Raw genomic sequence first — 18,161 nt, 5'->3', positions numbered from 1 at the left:
TTTTTGTCCTGCAGGCTTCTCCCGTAAACGTTCTTTTAACTGAATCGCATGCGCTAGCGCTGGCTTAGCCGACAGGAATGGCTATGCGAAAATTTGCCGTCCGCTTCAAAAATTTGGCGCGACTATGCAAAGGCGTCATGAAATTGCATCAATTATGACGCGAAGGAGCGCGAGGACCGCGCTCGAAAACTCTCTCCAGAGAAGCTCCTCATGGTCGAAATCTCCACAGACGCCGACAAATCCGCGATTGGGCGTGACGCAGAACTGCAGCCGCGGGCTGGAGAGCGGTTTATTCGCTTCTTTAGCGAGGTCGGCATCGCCGATGTGCCGCTTGTCGGCGGCAAAAATGCCTCTCTTGGCGAAATGTATAGGGAGCTGACGGCCAAAGGCATTCTTGTGCCCAACGGGTTCGCCGTCACCGCCGAGGCCTATCGCTACACGCTCGACCACGAAGGCGCCTGGACCGATCTTCGGAAGGCGCTCGACGGCTTGAATCCGGCGGACGTCGACGATCTCGCAAGACGAGCGGCGCGGGCGCGTGAAATTGTCTACAGCGCACAGACGCCGCCCGATCTCGAAGCGGAAATTCGCACCGCCTTGGCCGGCCTCACCGACGAATACGGCGCCGATTTAACGGTCGCCGTGCGCTCTTCGGCGACGGCCGAGGATTTGCCCAGCGCGAGCTTCGCCGGGCAACACGACACCTATCTCAACGTTCACGGCGCCGCGGCAGTACTGGACGCCATCCGCCATTGTTTCGCGAGCCTATTCACAGACCGCGCCATTCGCTATCGCATCGACAACGGCTTCGACCACTTCAAGGTTTTCAACTCCGTCGGCGTGATGAAAATGGTGCGCTCGGATTTGGCGGCGTCTGGCGTCGTCTTCACGATCGATACCGAGAGCGGATTCGAAGATGTCGTGTTCATCACCGGCGCCTACGGCCTTGGTGAAAACGTCGTGCAGGGCGCTGTCGATCCCGACGAATTTTACGTCTTCAAACCGACTTACCGGCTGGGCAAGCGCGCCGTTCTGAAGCGCGCGCTGGGTCCAAAAAAGATCAGAATGATCTTTTCAGATCGGGGGCGCGCGACAACGCGCAACGTTCCGACCGACGCCAAGGAAAGAGAGAAATTCTGCATATCGGACGAAGAGGCGCTGACGCTCGCCGGACAGGCGATGTCGATCGAGGAGCACTATAGCGCGAAGGCCGGCGAGCGCCGCCCGATGGATATTGAGTGGGCCAAGGACGGCGTCGACGGGCGGCTTTATATCGTCCAGGCGCGGCCTGAAACCGTCGCGTCTCGCCGCGACCGGAACGTCGCCGAAATTTGCCGGGTCACGCAACACGGCAGGATCATCGTCGAAGGACGCTCGGTCGGGGCAAAGATCGCCAGCGGCAAGGCGCGCGTGATTGAGAGCGCGAGCGAGCTTTCGACATTCGTTCCAGGCGAGATCCTTGTCGCCGACACGACATCCCCTGATTGGGGCACGGTGATGAAATCGGCGGCGGCCATCGTGACGAATCGCGGCGGTCGTACGTGTCACGCGGCGATCGTCGCGCGCGAGCTCGGCATTCCCGCAATTGTCGGCACGGACACGGCGACGCGCCTCATTCGCACCGGCGACATGATCGCGGTGAGTTGCGCCGAGGGCGACGTCGGAAAGGTCTATGAAGGCGAGATCACGTTTGACATTGCGAAAGTCGATCTTTCGACTTTGGCGAAACCCGCCACTCACGTGATGATGAATGTGGGCAATCCGGACAGCGCTTTCAGTCTCGCCGCTTTGCCCAGCGACGGCGTCGGTCTCGCGCGCATGGAGTTCATCATCGCAGATTCGATCAAAGCGCATCCGATGGCGCTCGTTCACCCCGAGCGGTTGGAAGCGCGCGAACGCGCCGAGATTACCAGACTGACCGCCAATTATGAGAGCCCCGGCGCGTTCTTCGTGCAGCGGCTATCCGAAGGAGTCGGCACAATCGCCGCGGCGTTTTACCCTAAGCCTGTCGTCGTGCGCATGTCTGACTTCAAGAGTAACGAATATGCGTCATTGCTCGGCGGCGAGGTTTTCGAACTCAAAGAAGCCAATCCGATGATTGGCTTTCGCGGCGCCTCGCGCTATGCGCACCCTGCCTATCGAGAGGGCTTCGCTCTTGAATGCGCTGCGATGAAACGCGTGCGCGAGGACATGGGCTTGACGAACGTCAAGCTGATGATTCCTTTCTGCCGGCGCATCGAAGAAGCGGAGAAAGTCGTCTCACTCATGCGCGAGCTTGGTCTCGAACGCGGCAAGAACGGGCTCGAAATCTATGTGATGTGCGAAATTCCAAACAACGTCATGTTGGTCGATCAGTTCTCCAAACATTTCGATGGGTTTTCGATTGGCTCGAACGATCTGACGCAACTGACGCTTGGCGTCGACCGCGACTCGGAAATTGTCGCCTTCGACTTCGACGAACGTGACGAGGGCGTCAAGGAGATCATCCGTTTGGCGATCGAAGGCGCCAGGCGCAATGGACGTCACTGCGGGATCTGCGGTCAGGCGCCCTCGGATTATCCTGAAATCGCCGAGTTTCTTGTACGCTTAGGAATCGACTCGATCAGCCTCAACCCCGATACGGTTTTGCAGACGACAAGACGCATCGTCGACATGGAGAAGCAGCTCGGCCGAGAGCCGAGGAAGACAGACTGATCGGCCAGCAAGCGCGTCCTTGAATTCATGCAAATCGCCATACGCGCTTGGCGCCGTTAGAGCGCGTCGCCCAAGGCAAAGCCGGCCTTGCGGGTCAGCGTATCATCGTCGTTGCGATCTTCTGGCAGGGCTAAAGCAGCGCTTAATTCGGCTGTTTTTCTAGCTCGATGGGATGAGCGCATTCCCTCGCGCCCTATATTTCTCGCCCTGAGGACGGCTCCGATGGCTCCGGCGCCGCTCGAGAAGATAAATGCGACGGGAGACAAGCATGAAACCAAAACTGGCGATCGTCGTCGCTGGCCTTCTGGCCTTTGGCGGAATGGCCCGAGGCGGAGGAGTCGATGCGCATCGCGTATTTCTTCCGGGCGACATCAAGTGGGAGCCCGCGCCTACCTCCCTGCCGGGTGGCGCTGAGATGGCGGTGCTCTATGGAGATCCGACCCAAGAAGGCGATTTCGTCGTTCGCATCAAGGCGCCAAAGGGCTATCGCGTTGCGCCGCATACGCATCCCAAGGCGGAGCTCGTCACCATCATCTCAGGCGCCTTCAGCTTCGGCAGAGGACAAACAGCCGACCGGGCAAGCGTCGAGAAACTTCCTGCCGGCAGCTTCGTCTCGATGCCTGCGGGCGTCTTGCATTATGTGTTTGTCGACGAGGACTCAGTTCTTCAGATCAATGCGACAGGCCCCTGGAAGATCGATTACTACGATCCCAAGGACGACCCTCGTCTCAATATCGCGCCAATGGGCACGCCTAAGCCGTAAGATGATCGATCCGAGAAAACGGCTCGCGCCTTTACATCCGAGGTCGCGAGCCGTTCATGTGCGGCTTCCGCTTGAAGAGCGATCGCCTCTCGAAGCAACGTAGGCGCGAGGAGGATGAAGGCAAGCAGCGCCGTTCCGATCGCCGGGAAGGCCGCGAGGAACATTATTTCAGCGTGAGAGTTGCGCTTGAAGGTCGCGAAAAGCGTGCGGCGGCCAAGGAGTTCATCCATGCTCTCGACTGTCCTTATCATCGTCCTGCTGTTGTTGCTCATCGGCACCCTCCCGACATGGCCTTATAGTTCCGAATGGGGATATGGCCCCGGCGGCCTCCTCGGGGCCCTGCTCGCCATCGTCGTCGTCATGGCTCTGATCGGCAGGCTATAACGCCCGCGGACCCGGCTCGTCGGCGCGCCAAATATGTTCTCGGCGCGCGGAGTGGTGGATGACCGAGACGAGGACAGCGCCATTTGAGCGCAGAGACGTTCATCCCGAGCCTCGCATCTAGCCTATATCGACGTGTTTTACGCGCTGACGCTCGTCGCTGCGATCATCATTCCCCTCGCCTTATTGTTACGACGCGCTCAGTTGGGCGCTCAGACATTTACGCCGGCGCATTAGCGCCAGGCGCACGAAGGCGCGTTCCTCCCTTTCGATTGCTCCGGCGCGAATCAGCTGTGCGCAAATATTCCGCTGACCGCTCAATGACTTCCCCGCAGGGTTACTTTTTGGACCTTTCGCCTTTAGAGTTCCGCCCGCGCGGTAAAATCCCGCAACCATCAATGGAGTTCAATGATGTCTCGTTTTTCGCTCGGACGCGCGTTTTGCGCGATGTCCTTCGCCATCGCACTCGCGCCCAGCGTCGCCAAGGCTCAATCGGTGCAAGTCGGCACGCTCCTCTGCCATGTCTCCGGCGGAGTCGGCATGATCCTCGTTGAAAACCAGGCGCTCGACTGCGTTTACGTGGACGCTCAGCGCAACCCGCCGCAGCATTACATCGGCAGACTGACCAATGTCGGCGCCAATATTGGCATCAGCGGTCCGGGTCAGATGATTTGGACGGTTCTCGCGGCCACGAATAGCATCCAGCCCGGCGCTCTGGCGGGCGACTATATTGGCGCGGAGGGATCAGCCGCAGTCGGCGCCGGCGCTGGCGCCGCGGTCCTTGTCGGCGGGTCGAACAAGACCATCTCCCTGCAGCCTGTTTCCGTCTCGCTCGGCACTGGGCTGAATGTTTCCGCCGGCATCGGCAACGTCAGCTTGCAATATATGCCGGTGACGCCGCCCCCGCCGCCGCCCGCGCCGCCCGCTAAGCCGAAGAAGGTCCGCGCGCATCGGTAACCTGCCGCTGCGTGACAACGCTAAAACGGGCGCGCTGGCAGCGCGCCCGTTTTTTTGTGGCTCGATTTATTTTTGATGCGGCGTTCCAATGTAGGGAAATTCTTTCAAAGTGTCGGTATGCGGCTTCAACCCGTCAGGCGGGATGTCGCCCTTTGAAAGAAATGACAGTCGGAAATTGATGACGTCGTCAGTAAACGTGCGGCCATTGGGATAGCCCGCAGGCTTTGTGGGATCGAAGTTCAGCATATCCGGCAAGATGCCGTGCTCGTCGATCGCGGCAATCGCCTCATCCCTCGTGTAGTCGCCCGTATGGCCCATCAGATGGATGAACTGTTCGAGCCAGCGTTTACGGTCGTTCACCGGTTCGCTGGCGTTATATTCTTCCTTCGTTTCGTCGGTGTTGAAGAAGCTGCTGACTGACGGGTGACCGGCGCGATCGGCGTGAATAAGTTTGCCGTCGCGGCGCACGCTGCAGCGCCCCCAGATTCTCACGCCTGGATTGCCGCCAAGAGCGCTTGTCGGCATCTCGACGACCGTCGAAAGAATATTTGCTTCGGTGTTCGAATCCTTGCCCGTCCAGGGAGACTTGCCGCCGAGATGCGGCGCCGTGAAATTTCTGCCGCCGGACGTGTCGTACAAGGCCAGAATGCCGTCGTAGTCGAAAAAGAACGCGTCGCTGCGAACGCCTGTAAAGAAAGTTAAATCGCCCGCTCGCACGATATTCGGCTTTGGGCCAAAGGAAACTTCTGCGCCGGAGACGATCTTCTCGCCAACGGGTTCGGGCGAGCGCGATTCTGCGCCGCGCGCCAAATAGACGTCATAAGTCTGCCCGCCGTTTTGCTTGGGCGCGAACACGTAAGTGATCGCAATATCCGTCAGGCAATCGCCGTCATTATCGATGTTGAGCCGGTAGATGGCCTCAGGATGAAACTCATCGCAGTTGGGATTGGCGTTGAGAATGATCGCCGTCCGAGAGAGATCGCTTGGCGACTGGAAGGCATAGAGATCGCAAAGGTCCAACCTTTGATCGCCGAGCGGCGGACCGAGACTGAGACCAGTGAAATGGTTTGACATGTTGTCGCCTCCTTTAATACGTGGGAGAAATGTCCGACTGATCTTTTTGCGACGGGTCCGCGCGCAAGCTACGTCGGCTTTGTTTCATCATCAAGATTGCCGCGAATGAGTCTGATGATGCTGGAAAAATCGGCGCCGCCCTGGCCTGCCGCGTTATGCAGCGCATAGAGCTGCGTCGCAGCGGCCCCGAGCGGAGAAGCAGCGCCAGCGTGCGCGGCGGCTTCTTGCGCAAGTCTTAAATCCTTCAGCATCAGGGCGGTCATGAAGCCAGGCATGTAATCATTGTTCGCGGGTGACGCCGGCGTCATCTCAGGCACGGGGCAATAGGTCGTGAGCGACCAGGACTGGCCCGAAGAAATCGACGCCGCGTCAAACAGCGCCCGATGCGAAAGTCCGAGCCTTTCGGCGAGAACGAAGGCTTCCGCCGTCGCGATCATGGTGACGCCGAGCATGAGATTGTTGCAGATTTTCGCCGCCTGCCCCATGCCGGCGCCGCCGCAATGAAGCATATGCGCGCCCATATATTCGAGGATCGGCTTCGCCGCCATGAACGCCCCCGCTTCGCCGCCGCACATGAACGTCAGCGTCGCAGCTTTTGCGCCGGCGACGCCGCCGGATACGGGCGCGTCGACTGAGGGCGCGCCGCACTCCGCCGCGAGGCGATGCGCGGCGCGCGCGCTTTCAACGTCGATCGTTGAGCAGTCGATAAGGAGCTTGCCGCGCGACTGGGGAGCGATTTCCCGCCAGACGGCAAGCGTCTGATCGCCGCTCTGCAGCATGGTGATGGCGACGTCGGCCCCGTCGACCGCATCGCGCAGGGAACTCGCGGCGACGACGCCTTCCTTGGCGGCGGCTTCGATAAGCGACACGTTAAGGTCGAATCCACGTGTCTTGACGCCGGCGCGCGCCAGCGCCGCCGCCATCGGACGGCCCATGTTGCCGAGACCGATGAAAGCTACTCGCGCCATGGCTACGACAAGGTCGGCATGACGAAACTCGCGCCCGTCCTGACGCCCCCGGGCCATCGCGACGCGACGATCTTCGTCTTTGTATAGAAGCGGATGGCGTCCGGTCCGTGCTGATTGAGGTCGCCGAACATCGATCGCTTCCAACCGCCGAAGGTGTAATAGGCCAAAGGCGTCGGGATCGGCACATTGACGCCGACCATGCCAACTTCGACGCGGGAGGCGAATTCGCGCGCGGCATCGCCGTCGCGCGTAAAGATGGCGACGCCATTGCCATATTCGTGATCATTCGCAAGCGACAGCGCCTCGTCGAAGCCGCGCGCGCGCACGACAGACAGTACCGGACCGAAAATTTCCTCCTTGTAGATCCGCATCTCCGGCCGCACCTCGTCGAATAGGCAGCCCCCCATGTAAAAACCGTCCTCATAGCCTTGCATTTTGAAGCCGCGGCCATCGACCCGCAATCTCGCGCCCTCCTGTACGCCGAGCGCGACATAGTCTTTGACTCGCTCCAGATGCGCGCGCGAGATCAGCGGGCCGAAATCGGCTGACGGATCGATCGAAGGGCCGACGCGCAGATTTTCGACCCGCGGTTCGAGCCGAGCGACCAGCGCGTCAGCCGTTTCTTCCCCGACCGGCACGGCGACCGAGATCGCCATGCATCGTTCGCCGCCTGACCCATAGGCTGCGCCGACCAGAGCATCGACCGCCTGATCCATGTCGGCGTCGGGCATGATCACCATGTGATTCTTTGCGCCGCCGAAACATTGCACGCGTTTTCCGTGGGCGGCCCCATGCGCATAGACATATTCGGCGACGGGCGTGGACCCGACAAAGCCGATGGCCTTGACGCGAGGCTCCTCGAGCAGCGCATCGACCGCCTCCTTGTCGCCATTGACGACGTTAAGCACGCCCGCCGGCAGGCCGGCTTCGAGCATCAGTTCGGCAAGAAACAGGGGCGCGCCGGGGTTTCGCTCGGAGGGCTTCAGAATGAAGGCGTTGCCGCAAGCGATCGCGGGCGCGAATTTCCACATCGGAATCATCACTGGAAAATTGAAAGGCGTGACGCCGGCGACGACGCCGAGCGGCTGGCGCATCGAATAAACGTCGAGGCCAGCGGCCGCCGAGTCGGTGAACTCGCCCTTCATCAAATGCGGAACGCCGATGCAAAATTCGACGACCTCAACGCCCCGCTGAATTTCGCCCTGCGCATCTGCGATCGTTTTGCCGTGCTCGCGCGCCAGAATCGCCGCAAGCCTCTCCTTCTCGCGCGCGACGAGATCGACGAATTTCATCAGCACGCGGGCCCTGCGTTGCGGATTGATCGCCGCCCATTCTCGTTGCGCCGCAGCGGCGTCGTCGACCGCCTCGCGGACCTCTTCGCGGCCGGCGAGCGGCACGCGCGAGATCGTCGCTCCCGTCATCGGCTCATAGGCGTCGCTGAAACGGCCGGACTTTCCCTTAACGCGACGTCCGCCGATAAAATGCCAAAGCTCTTCCATGTTCGCTCATCTAAGGCGCGTCCGCGTGATGTCATCTCGCAAGACGAGACGGCGCGCCTATATGTTATACAGAGACGGCTTCCACGATGGGCGTCCATGATGGGACTGCAGCTCACGAGCGAAGGCAAGAATCGATACGCGCAGGCGCCGCGACAGGCGGACTGGACGATAGACCAGAATTGGGCGTCCTACAGCGATGAGGAGCATGACCGCTGGAACAGGCTCTTCGCCCGCCAGGGGAAGCTTTTGCCTGGGCGCGCCTGCGACGAGTTCCTGGAGGCGAAGCAAAAGCTCGAACTTTCGCGCTCCGGCATTCCGGATTTCGCCGACCTAAGCCGCCGATTGGGAGCCATGACCGGGTGGAGCGTCGTCCCGGTCGCCGGGCTCATTCCGGATGACGCCTTCTTCGATCATCTCGCCAACCGGCGCTTCCCCGCCGGCGCGTTCATCCGCCCAGAGTCGGAGCTCGAATATCTGCAGGAGCCGGACGTCTTCCACGACGTCTTCGGCCATGTGCCGCTTCTCGCTAATCCGACCTATGCGCGCTTTCTCGAGGCCTACGGCAAGGGCGGGCAACGGGCGCTTGGGCGCGGGCAGCTCCACAATCTCGCGCGGCTTTACTGGTATACGATCGAATTCGGCCTGATTGAGACGCCCGCGGGGCTACGCATTTTCGGCGCCGGGATCATGTCGTCTCCTTCGGAGACGATCTTTTCGCTGGAAGACTCCTCGCCCAACCGCGTCGCCTTCGACCTCGAACGCGTCATGCGGACGAATTACATCATCAGCGATTTCCAACAGACTTATTTCGTCATCGAAAGCTTTGAGAAGCTTCTCGCCGACGGCTATCAGGACTTTGGCCCAATCTATGATCGGCTTCGCGGCGCTTCGGATTTCGCGCCGCATGAGCTGGCGCCCGGAGACCGCATCATCTCGCGCGGCGATTTTCATTATTTTCGCGCCAAGCGAAGCGCTTAAGACTGCGGACCTGACACTCGCTGCTCGATTGCGCCGAAAATCGAGCGACCCTCGGCGTCGCGCATTTCGATGCGCACCACATCGCCCGCTTTCAGGAAGGGCGTTCGCGGCGCGCCCTCGATGAGCTTCTCCACCACGCGTTGCTCGGCGATGCAGGAGTAGCCGTCCCCGCCCTGCCCGATCGGCCTGCCGGGCCCGCCGTCGGCGCCACGGTTGGACACTGTGCCAGAGCCGATGATCGTTCCGGCACAAAGCGTCCGCGTTCTCGCCGCATGAGCGACGAGGCGCGGAAAGTCGAAGGTCATGTCCTTTCCCGAGTCCGGCCGCCCGAACGGCGCGCCATTGACGAAGGACAGAAGCGGCAACGACAGTCGTCCGCCATCCCACGCGTCGCCAAGCTCGTCAGGCGTCACGGCGACAGGAGAAAAAGCGGAAGCCGGCTTTGACTGAAAAAAGCCGAAGCCTTTCGCAAGCTCCGGAGCGACCAATCCGCGCAAAGTCACATCATTGACGAGCATCACGAGCTTGATGCGGTCGCGCGCCTCTTCCGGCGTGACGCCCATCGGAACGTCGTCCGTAACGACGGCGACCTCGGCTTCAAGATCAAGCTCATGCTTCTCGTCGAGCAAGGGAATGTCGTCGCGCGGCCCGAGAAAGGCGTCAGAGCCTCCCTGATACATCAGCGGGTCGCTCCAAAAGCTCTCCGGCATTTCGGCGCCCCGAGATTTTCGCACGAGCGCGACATGATTGACGTATGCCGAGCCGTCGGCCCACTGGTAGGCGCGCGGCAGCGGCGAGGCGCAGTCCTGCTCGCGAAAGGGAAAGCTCTCGCGAAGTCCGCATTCGAGCCGCGCCGCCAGAGCGCGCAGCTCCGGCGCCACGGTTTCCCAGTCTTCGATCGCGGACTGCAGAGTGGGCGCGACGAAACCCGCCGCAACGGCGCGCGACAGATCGCGCGAGACAAGGAGAAGCGCGCCGTCGCGCCGACTCTTCAGGGATGCGAGCTTCACGGTCCATTGCCGGTAAAGTGGCGGCGCAGTCCCGACCAGCACCCAGCGTAATCCTCCTGCAGGGTATCGAGCGATATGGCGAAAGAGGTCGGATAAAGCGGCAGTCTGGATTCAAACATGAAGGCCAGAGCGTCGTCGATCTTCACTGGGGCAAGATCCGCGTCTGAGGCCTGTTCGAATGCTTCGGCGTCCGGGCCATGCGGCAGCATCGCGTTATGAAGCGACATGCCGCCGGGCTCAAAGCCGGATGGCTTCGCGTCGTAGCGTCCGTAAATCAAGCCCATGAATTCGCTCATAATGTTCAAATGATACCAGGGAGGCCGGAACGTATGCTCAGCGACCTGCCAGCGCGGCGGAAAAATCGCGAAATCGACATTGCCCACGCCGCTTTCTTCCGAAGGAGACGTCAAGACCGTAAATATTGATGGATCGGGATGATCGAAGAGCAAGGCGCCCATCGGACAGAATTTCCGTAAATCATATTTATAAGGCGCGTAATTGCCGTGCCAGGCGACGACGTCGAGCGGCGAATGGCCGATCTCGCAGCGGTAGAAGCGGCCGCCCCATTTGACGCTGAGGCGACAGGGCTTTTCCTTGTCCTCGAATGCGGCGGTCGGCGTAAAGAAATCGCGCGGATCTGCGAGGCCGTTGGCGCCGATCACGCCGCGATAGGGCAATGTGAAGGGCGCGCCGTAGTTTTCGCAGATGTAGCCGCGACACGGGTCTGCGGACAGCTCGACCCGAAATTTCACGCCTCTCGGGATGACGCAAATCTCGCCAGGAGCGCACTCGATGAGCCCGAACTCCGTGAAGATGCGTAGATCGCCAAGCTGCAGGACGATCAAGAGCTCGCCGTCGGCGTTGTAGAAATAGTCGTCGCGCATCGACCGAGCGGCGAGATAGAGATGCGCGGCCATGCCGACCTTCAGGCCGCAATCGCCGGCCGTCGCGATGGTGCGAATTCCTTCGATGAAGGAGCCTGCGTCGTCGGCGATGTCGCTTGCGCCCCAGCGCAACTGCCCGAGCGGCGCGTCGACCTCGCGGCAGGGAGCGGTCTTCCAGCGGCTCTGCTCAATTGGCTTGGGATCGCGGACGTGAAGGACGGAAGGTCTAATCCGATAAAGCCACGAGCGCCGGTTGACGCAGTTTGGCGCGGTGAACGCGGAGCCGGACAACTGCTCTGCATAGAGACCATAAGGGCATTGTTGGGGCGAATTCTGGCCGACCGGCAACGCGCCCGGAAGAGCTTCGCTTTCAAACCCGTTGCCGAAACCGTGCAGATAGGCCGTGGGCGCCATGGCCTAGCCTGCCGCCCGGTTCAAAACGCCGCGGCGGATTTGGTCCTCTTCAATCGACTCGAATAGCGCGCGGAAATTTCCCTCGCCGAAGCCTTCATCGCCCTTGCGCTGAATAAATTCGAAAAAGATTGGGCCGATGACCGTCTTGGAGAAAATCTGCAACAGCAGACGGCGCGCGCCCGTCGTAAGGCCATCGATAAGAATGCCAAGTTCCTTGAGACGCTGCGTCGGCTCTCCATGGCCCGGCAGCCTCTCCTCCAACGCTTCGTAATAGGCATCCGGCGGCGCCGGCATGAAATCGAGCCCGTTTTTACGCATCGCGACAACGGCCTCGTAAATGTCACGACAACCGCAAGCGATGTGCTGAATGCCTTCGCCCTTATAGGCATCCAAAAATTCCTCGATCTGGCTTTTTTCGTCGGAGCTTTCATTGATCGGGATGCGAATCTTGCCGCAGGGACTCGTCATGGCGCGAGAGCGCAAGCCCGTCAGCTTGCCTTCAATGTCGAAATAGCGAATTTCGCGGAAGTTGAAGATCCGCTCATACCATTTCGCGAGCGCGTCCATGCGACCGCGGCGCACATTATGGGTCAGATGGTCGATCTCTGTCAGGCCCACGCCGAAAGGTTTGGGGTCGCGCTCGCCCGTCCATCGAAAGTCGATGTCCCAGATTGATCCCTGATCGCCGTATCGGTCGACAAAATAGATGAGCGAACCCCCGACGCCCTCGATCGCGGGAATGTTCAACTCCATCGGCCCGACGCCGAAAGCGACGGGCTTTGCGCCGAGCGAAACGGCGCGGCGCATCGCTTTCGCGGCGTCGACCACGCGAAAGCCGATGCAGCAAACCGAAGGACCGTGCGCTTTCTGAAATTCGGCGGCGAAGCTATGGGGCTCCGCGTTCAGCACGTAGTTCACTTCGCCCTGCCGATATAGCGTCACATCCTTGGATCGGTGACGCGCGACGACGGCAAATCCCATCTTTTCGAACAATGATGCGAGCTGCGCAGGATCAGGATGCGCGAATTCGACAAATTCGAATCCGTCAGTTCCCATCGGATTTTCGGCGGGCGTTCCGGCGTCGCCAAGCGTCGAGTCCATTTGAAGGCCCTATACAGCTTCCGCTGACCCGCTATTTAAATCCCGCTACTTAAATATTGCATTCCCCGATCCGGTTAAAGGCCCATGATCCTCTACGACTACTACCGCTCGTCGGCCGCCTATCGCGTGCGCATAGCGATCGCGCTCAAGGGGCTCGTCGTCGAACGCCGGCCAATCCATCTTTTGCGTGGTGAACAGCGTGACCCAGGCTATCGCGCCAAAAGCCCACTGGCCATTGTGCCGACGCTCGAACTCGACGATGGGACGTTCATTACCCAGTCGCTGGCGGTCATCGATTATCTTGACGCGCTGAAGCCTGATCCGCCGCTTCTGCCCAAAGACGCTATCACCGCAGCCCAAGTCCGGGCGGCGGCATTGACGATCGCCTGCGAGATTCATCCGCTTGTTAATTTGAGAGTCATCCAGGCGCTGCAGGGGCAATTCGATGCGAAGGACGATCAGATCGCCATATGGCGAAAGCGCTGGATCCATGACGGCCTCAGCGCGGTCGAGGCGTTGATCGCACCCGGCCCCTTCGCCTTTGGCGCAGCGCCGTCGCTTGCCGATGTATGCCTCATTCCGCAGGTCTATAATGCGCGACGCTTCGACGTCCCGCTAGACGCCTGTCCGCGCATAGTTGCGGTGGAAGCCGCCTGCGCTTCCCACCCCGCCTTTATTGAGGCGCATCCGCAGGCGCAGCCCGACGCCGAATAGATACTAAGACGCGAGCGTCAGGTCGGCGATAACGGCCGCCAGGAAGCGGCCGGCTTCGCCGCCGGTCACCACTCGGTGATCGAAGGTCAAACTCAGCGGCAAGACCCGATGCACCGCAGGCGCGCCATTGGCGGCGACCACCTCGTCGCGGATACGGCCTGCGCCAAGGATCGCGACGGTCGGCGGCAGAACGATTGGCGCGGCGTAGCGCCCGGCGATCATACCGAAGTTCGAAAGCGTGATGGTCGCGCCGCGCAGTTCCTCCGGAGGGATGCGCCGAGCGGCCGCGTCCTTCCGCATGCGGTCCAGCGCCTGACGCAAATCCTTTGCGTCGCGATTGCCAACATCCCGCAGAACCGGCACGAACAGGCCCTCTTCCGAGAGGTCCACGGCGACGCCGAGGTCGATCTTCTTCATCACGCGGCGCGCAAAGGCGTGAGACTCGAACCATGCATTGAGCTCAGGCTCGGCCTCACAGCCTTTCACGAGCGCCCGGATCAGGCGGGCAGTCGTGTCGGTTCCGGCGGCCCAGGCATTGATGTCAGCATCGTCGACAATTGTGGCCGCGGCGACTTCCGCCTGCGCCTGCGCCATATTATGCGCCATGGCGCGACGCGCGCCGCGCAGCGGCTCGGCGGCTTCCGTCTCGCTCAAGATGCGCGCTACGCGTTCGATGTCCTGAACGGTGATCAGCTCGTCCGGACCCGAGGGCGTAACCATGCCAAGATCGACGTTGAGTTTACGCGCAAGCGCTCTCACCGCGGGCGTGGCCCGCACGGCTCCGCCGACGTGCCCGACAGAGATGGGCTGCTCGCGGACGACTGCCGCGCCATGCTGAACGGCGCCAACCACTGACCCGGAATCTTCTCCGGCGCCTTCGAAACCCACCAGCGGCGCGCCGATGCGAATCACGTCTCCGGCGGAGGCGAACAGCCGCTCGACGCGTCCTGCCTGAGGCGACGGGATTTCGACGACGGCCTTAGCGGTTTCGACCGCAACGAGCGGCTGATCGACTTTGACGTCCTCGCCGGCGGCGACGCGCCATTCCACGAGTTCGGCCTCCTGCAACCCCTCTCCGAGATCGGGAAGACGAAAAATGTTCATGACGCCTCCATCACTTGCCTAACCCCGTCGACGATGCGTTCGACGCTCGGAATATATTGCTTCTCCAATTTCGCGAGCGGCACGACGACGTCATAGCCGGTCACCCGCTTGATCGGCGCCAACAGCGAATAGAGCGCGCGCTCGGCGATTTCGGCGGCGATCTCGGCGCCAAAGCCCGCCGTGCGCGGCGCTTCATGAACGATCACGCAGCGCCCAGTCTTTTCGACTGAGCGCAGGATCGTTTCGACGTCGAGAGGCTTGAGAGTCGCCACGTCGATCACTTCGATTGTGACGCCTTCTTCCTCGAGTTTTTCAGCGGCGGCGAGCACTTCCGGCGCCATTGCGCCCCAGGTGACGACGGTCGCGTCGGCGCCTTCCCGCAACACGAAGCAGGCGTCGAGCGGCAGTTCCGCGCCGTCGTCTTCAACCTCCTCGCGGAAAAGGCGATAAAGTCGCGTCGGCTCGAGAAAGATGACCGGGTCGGGATCGCGCACCGACGCCAGAAGCAGCCCATAAGCCCGAGCGGGCGAAGACGGCGCCACGACGCGCAGCCCTGGCATGTGCGCGAACATCGACTCAGGACTTTCGGAGTGATGCTCAGGCGCGTGAATGCCTGCGCCGCAAGGCGAGCGAAGCACCATGGGGCATGTCATTCGCCCGCGCGTGCGATTGCGCATACGGGAAGCATGATTGATGATTTGATCAATGGCCGGGTAGATGAACCCGGAGAATTGAATTTCCGCGACGGGCTTTAGTCCCATCGCCGCCATGCCCACCGCGACCCCCGCGATGCCGCCTTCCGCCAACGGCGTGTCGATGACGCGCTCGCGGCCAAAGCGCGCCTGCAAGCCGTTCGTGGCGCGAAACACGCCGCCATTGACCCCGATGTCCTCGCCGAGCAGCAACACATCTCCGTCCTCGCTCATCGCGCGCGCGAGCGCGAGATTGACCGCTTCGACCAAAGTAATTTCAGCCATGGCCGTTCCCGCCACCGTCTCCGCCGCGTTGAGCGAAACGGCGCGCCTCTTCTCGTTGCCACTGCATTGACTCGGGGAGCTTTGCGTAAAGATGCTCGAACATGGCGTCGGAACTGAGCGGCGACGCGTTAAGATAGGCCGCAACTTCGCGATCGACCTCTTCCGCACACTCCTTCAGAAGTTCCGACTCCTGCTCCTTCGACCAAGCGCCTTCGCTGACGAGATAAGCGCGCAGCCGAGCGATCGGTTCGCGCGTCCACTGTGCGCGGACGATCTCGGGATCACGGTAGCGCGAAGCATCATCGGCGGTCGTGTGATCGCCGAGGCGATAGGTGAGCGCTTCGATCAACGTCGGTCCACCGCCTGATCGCGCCTTCTCGACCGCCCGGCGCACGACTTCATGAACCGCAACGACGTCATTGCCGTCGACCTGACGGCCTTCGATACCGGCGGCCACCGCCTTTTGCGCGAGAGTCTCAGCCGCGCTTTCGAGTTCTCGCGGCGTCGATATCGCCCAGCCGTTATTGCTGATGATGAAGACAACAGGCGTCTTCCAGACTCCCGCCATGTTGATCGCTTCGTAAAAGGCGCCGTTGGACGTGCCGCCGTCGCCAATGAACGTGACGACGACGCGATCTTCTTTGCGCATCTTCAGCGCGTAAGCCGCGCCGACCGCCTGCGGAGCCTGAGTGGCGACCGGCACACAGTTTGGAAAGTCGCCGCGCGCATTCTTGAAATCGCTTCCGCGCTCGTCGCCGCCCCAATAGAGCAGACACTCACGCATCGACATGCCGCGATAGAATTGCGCCGCATGATCTCGATAGGACGGCACGAGCACGTCGCGTTCTTCCATCGCCGCCGCCGCCCCGACGCCAATCGCCTCTTGTCCGAGCGCCGACGCGAATGTGCCAAGCTGACCCGTGCGTTGGAGACTGATCGCCTTATTGTCGAAGGTCCTGGTCCGCGTCATCGCGCGATAGAATTGGACCAGTCTGTCAATGTCTTTCGCCGATTTACTGGCCGCCTTGCTGATCTCGCCGGTTGGCGACAACAGCTGGACGAAATCTACATGGAGATCGAAACCCATCTCTATGGTTCCCATCGCCCCGCTCCTGATGAGCGAAGTAGCGCGGCGATGCGGGACGTCACGGCGCCGCGCCGAATTTTTTGTGGTTTCGCGCCGCAGCGCGGGAAAGCGACTTGCCGATTCTTTGTCATCCCGAGACGGATTTTGTCCCGAAGAAAATCGTTCATATCTAGCCATCCTCGCTCGATCAGCGCCACATCGTCGCTATCGACAATATGGCCATCCACATCTTTATTCGGATGCGCACCCTAACGCCTCCATGTGGACAACTGCGACGACCTGTCGAACGCGGTACTGGCGGCGCCGCACGGGAACTTTTCGACCGACGAACCGCACGAGATTAGCGCTAGCCTAGCCGTTCGATAGCCAACGCGGTCGCCTCTCCGCCGCCGATGCACAGCGCGGCGACGCCCTTCTTTAAGTCCATCGCCTCCAAAGCATAAAGAAGCGTGACGATAATCCGCGCGCCCGACGCCCCAATGGGATGGCCAAGGGCGCAAGCGCCACCCCGAACATTGACCTTGTCGTGCGGTAGATCCAGCTCGCCCATCGCAGCCATTGCGACGACGGCAAAAGCTTCGTTGATCTCGAAGAGGTCCACGCCGCTCGTCGTCCAACCGACCCGATCCATCAGTTTACGGATCGCCGCTATCGGCATGACGGAAAAGCGGCTCGGCGCGCCGGCGACGGTGACGTAGCCCCGAATGATCGCGAGCGGCTTTACGCCTGCGCGCTCGGCGTCGTCAGCGCGCATCAGAGCGAGCGCCGCAGCCCCGTCCGATATCGCGCTGGCGTTTGCGGCGGTGATCGTTCCATCCTCTCGGAAAGCTGGTTTAAGGCGGGAAATATCCTCCGCCTTGGCTCTGCCTGGCAGTTCGTCGCTGGCGACGGCCCGGCCATTGGCGCCTTTGCCCAGCGTTATCGGCGCGATCTCCTGAGCGAAAGATTTGTCCGTTGTGGCGCGTTGCGCGCGCGCCAGCGAGGTCGCCGCGTAGCGATCCTGCATCTCGCGCGTAAATTGATACTCTGTCGCGCAGTCCTCGGCGAAAGAGCCCATGAGCCGGCCCTTTTCATAGGCGTCCTCGAGACCGTCCAAAAACATGTGATCGAGGACCTTACGGTGCCCCATCCGGTAACCCGTGCGCGCGCGATCGAGCAGATAAGGCGCATTACTCATGCTCTCCATGCCGCCGGCGACCGCGACTCGCGCGCCCCCGGCGGCGAGCTGATCGCTGGCGAGCATCACCGCCTTCATTCCAGAGCCGCACATCTTGTTGACGGTGACGGCGCCCGTCGTCTCCGGCAGTCCTGCGCCGAGCGCCGCCTGGCGCGCCGGCGCCTGGCCAAGTCCAGCGGAAAGAACACAACCCATGACGACTTCGTCTATGTCGTTCGGCGCGAGCCCCGCGCGCATCACGGCCGCTTCGATGGCGCGCCCGCCAAGTTGCGGCGCGGGAACGTCCTTCAAATCGCCAAGAAAGGCGCCAATCGGCGTGCGCGCGGCCCCGACGATGGCGACCGGTGCGGCAGCGCTCATGACAAACTCCTCATCGGCT

General features: G+C 61.4%; 16 protein-coding genes. 6 read left to right on the top strand and 10 right to left on the bottom strand.

The features are described 5' to 3' along the window. Positions 1-210 precede the first annotated feature (210 nt). From ppsA to FEV16_RS01245, 4 genes are all read left to right on the top strand, one after another. The gene (gene ppsA / locus FEV16_RS01260; RefSeq protein WP_246657111.1) at positions 211-2,694 is read left to right on the top strand and encodes a phosphoenolpyruvate synthase; all 2,484 of its coding nucleotides are present in this window, start codon (positions 211-213) and stop codon (positions 2,692-2,694) included. A 268-nt stretch (positions 2,695-2,962) separates the two neighbouring features. Continuing rightward, positions 2,963-3,457: a cupin domain-containing protein gene (locus tag FEV16_RS01255; RefSeq protein ID WP_138165794.1), complete on the top strand. Its 495-nt coding sequence runs from the start codon at positions 2,963-2,965 to the stop codon at positions 3,455-3,457. Between the two features lie 228 nt (positions 3,458-3,685). Then, on the top strand, positions 3,686-3,841 hold the full coding sequence (locus tag FEV16_RS01250; RefSeq protein WP_138165793.1) for a DUF3309 family protein: 156 nt from the start codon (positions 3,686-3,688) through the stop codon (positions 3,839-3,841). A 405-nt stretch (positions 3,842-4,246) separates the two neighbouring features. Further along, positions 4,247-4,795, top strand: a complete 549-nt coding sequence (locus tag FEV16_RS01245; RefSeq protein ID WP_246657110.1) for a DUF992 domain-containing protein — start codon at positions 4,247-4,249, stop codon at positions 4,793-4,795. 66 nt (positions 4,796-4,861) lie between these two features. Here the strand turns inward: FEV16_RS01245 and FEV16_RS01240 are convergent, their stop codons facing one another. From FEV16_RS01240 to FEV16_RS01230, 3 genes are all read right to left on the bottom strand, one after another. Then, complete coding sequence (locus tag FEV16_RS01240) at positions 4,862-5,869, bottom strand: DUF4331 family protein (protein WP_138165792.1); 1,008 nt, start codon at positions 5,867-5,869, stop codon at positions 4,862-4,864. A 68-nt stretch (positions 5,870-5,937) separates the two neighbouring features. Then, positions 5,938-6,837, bottom strand: a complete 900-nt coding sequence (gene mmsB / locus FEV16_RS01235; protein ID WP_138165791.1) for a 3-hydroxyisobutyrate dehydrogenase — start codon at positions 6,835-6,837, stop codon at positions 5,938-5,940. A gap of 2 nt (positions 6,838-6,839) precedes the next feature. After that, positions 6,840-8,336 carry a CoA-acylating methylmalonate-semialdehyde dehydrogenase gene (locus FEV16_RS01230; protein ID WP_138165790.1) on the bottom strand — a complete coding sequence of 499 codons (1,497 nt, stop codon included), beginning with the start codon at positions 8,334-8,336 and terminating at the stop codon, positions 6,840-6,842. A gap of 96 nt (positions 8,337-8,432) precedes the next feature. Between FEV16_RS01230 and phhA the strand changes: the two genes are divergently transcribed. Continuing rightward, a complete protein-coding gene (gene phhA / locus FEV16_RS01225) occupies positions 8,433-9,314 on the top strand; it encodes a phenylalanine 4-monooxygenase (RefSeq protein ID WP_246657109.1) in 882 nt (293 codons plus the stop codon). Here the strand turns inward: phhA and FEV16_RS01220 are convergent. Genes FEV16_RS01220 through hppD form a run of 3 tightly spaced genes read right to left on the bottom strand, consistent with a single transcriptional unit; the run spans position 9,311 to position 12,723 of the window. After that, positions 9,311-10,324, bottom strand: coding sequence for a fumarylacetoacetate hydrolase family protein (locus FEV16_RS01220; RefSeq protein WP_138165789.1), 1,014 nt, complete (start codon positions 10,322-10,324; stop codon positions 9,311-9,313). The two genes, phhA and FEV16_RS01220, sit on opposite strands and share 4 nt — an antisense overlap. Continuing rightward, positions 10,321-11,622, bottom strand: coding sequence for a homogentisate 1,2-dioxygenase (gene hmgA, locus FEV16_RS01215; RefSeq protein WP_138165788.1), 1,302 nt, complete (start codon positions 11,620-11,622; stop codon positions 10,321-10,323). Before hmgA ends, FEV16_RS01220 begins: the two co-directional genes overlap by 4 nt. A gap of 3 nt (positions 11,623-11,625) precedes the next feature. After that, complete coding sequence (hppD, locus tag FEV16_RS01210; RefSeq protein ID WP_138165787.1) at positions 11,626-12,723, bottom strand: 4-hydroxyphenylpyruvate dioxygenase; 1,098 nt, start codon at positions 12,721-12,723, stop codon at positions 11,626-11,628. A gap of 84 nt (positions 12,724-12,807) precedes the next feature. On the opposite strand from hppD, the gene maiA reads away from it, so the two are divergent. Continuing rightward, complete coding sequence (maiA, locus tag FEV16_RS01205; RefSeq protein ID WP_138165786.1) at positions 12,808-13,437, top strand: maleylacetoacetate isomerase; 630 nt, start codon at positions 12,808-12,810, stop codon at positions 13,435-13,437. A gap of 3 nt (positions 13,438-13,440) precedes the next feature. Here maiA and FEV16_RS01200 read toward each other — a convergent pair whose 3' ends face one another. The 4 genes from FEV16_RS01200 to FEV16_RS01185 all read right to left on the bottom strand — a co-directional run bounded on the left by FEV16_RS01200 (position 13,441) and on the right by FEV16_RS01185 (position 18,142). Beyond that, positions 13,441-14,541, bottom strand: a complete 1,101-nt coding sequence (locus FEV16_RS01200; RefSeq protein ID WP_138165785.1) for a dihydrolipoamide acetyltransferase family protein — start codon at positions 14,539-14,541, stop codon at positions 13,441-13,443. Continuing rightward, complete coding sequence (locus FEV16_RS01195) at positions 14,538-15,518, bottom strand: alpha-ketoacid dehydrogenase subunit beta (RefSeq protein ID WP_138165784.1); 981 nt, start codon at positions 15,516-15,518, stop codon at positions 14,538-14,540. The genes FEV16_RS01200 and FEV16_RS01195 overlap by 4 nt, the downstream gene beginning before the upstream one ends. Further along, positions 15,511-16,620: a pyruvate dehydrogenase (acetyl-transferring) E1 component subunit alpha gene (pdhA, locus tag FEV16_RS01190; protein ID WP_138165783.1), complete on the bottom strand. Its 1,110-nt coding sequence runs from the start codon at positions 16,618-16,620 to the stop codon at positions 15,511-15,513. The genes FEV16_RS01195 and pdhA overlap by 8 nt, the downstream gene beginning before the upstream one ends. 331 nt (positions 16,621-16,951) lie before the next feature. Next, positions 16,952-18,142: an acetyl-CoA C-acyltransferase gene (locus FEV16_RS01185; RefSeq protein WP_138165782.1), complete on the bottom strand. Its 1,191-nt coding sequence runs from the start codon at positions 18,140-18,142 to the stop codon at positions 16,952-16,954. Between the last annotated feature and the right edge of the window lie 19 nt (positions 18,143-18,161).

The sequence above is a fragment of the Methylocystis sp. B8 genome (assembly GCF_005771425.1).
Lineage (GTDB): Bacteria > Pseudomonadota > Alphaproteobacteria > Rhizobiales > Beijerinckiaceae > Methylocystis.
The sequence above is the reverse complement of the archived record's forward strand: the minus strand, read 5'-3'. Positions and strand labels throughout refer to the sequence as shown.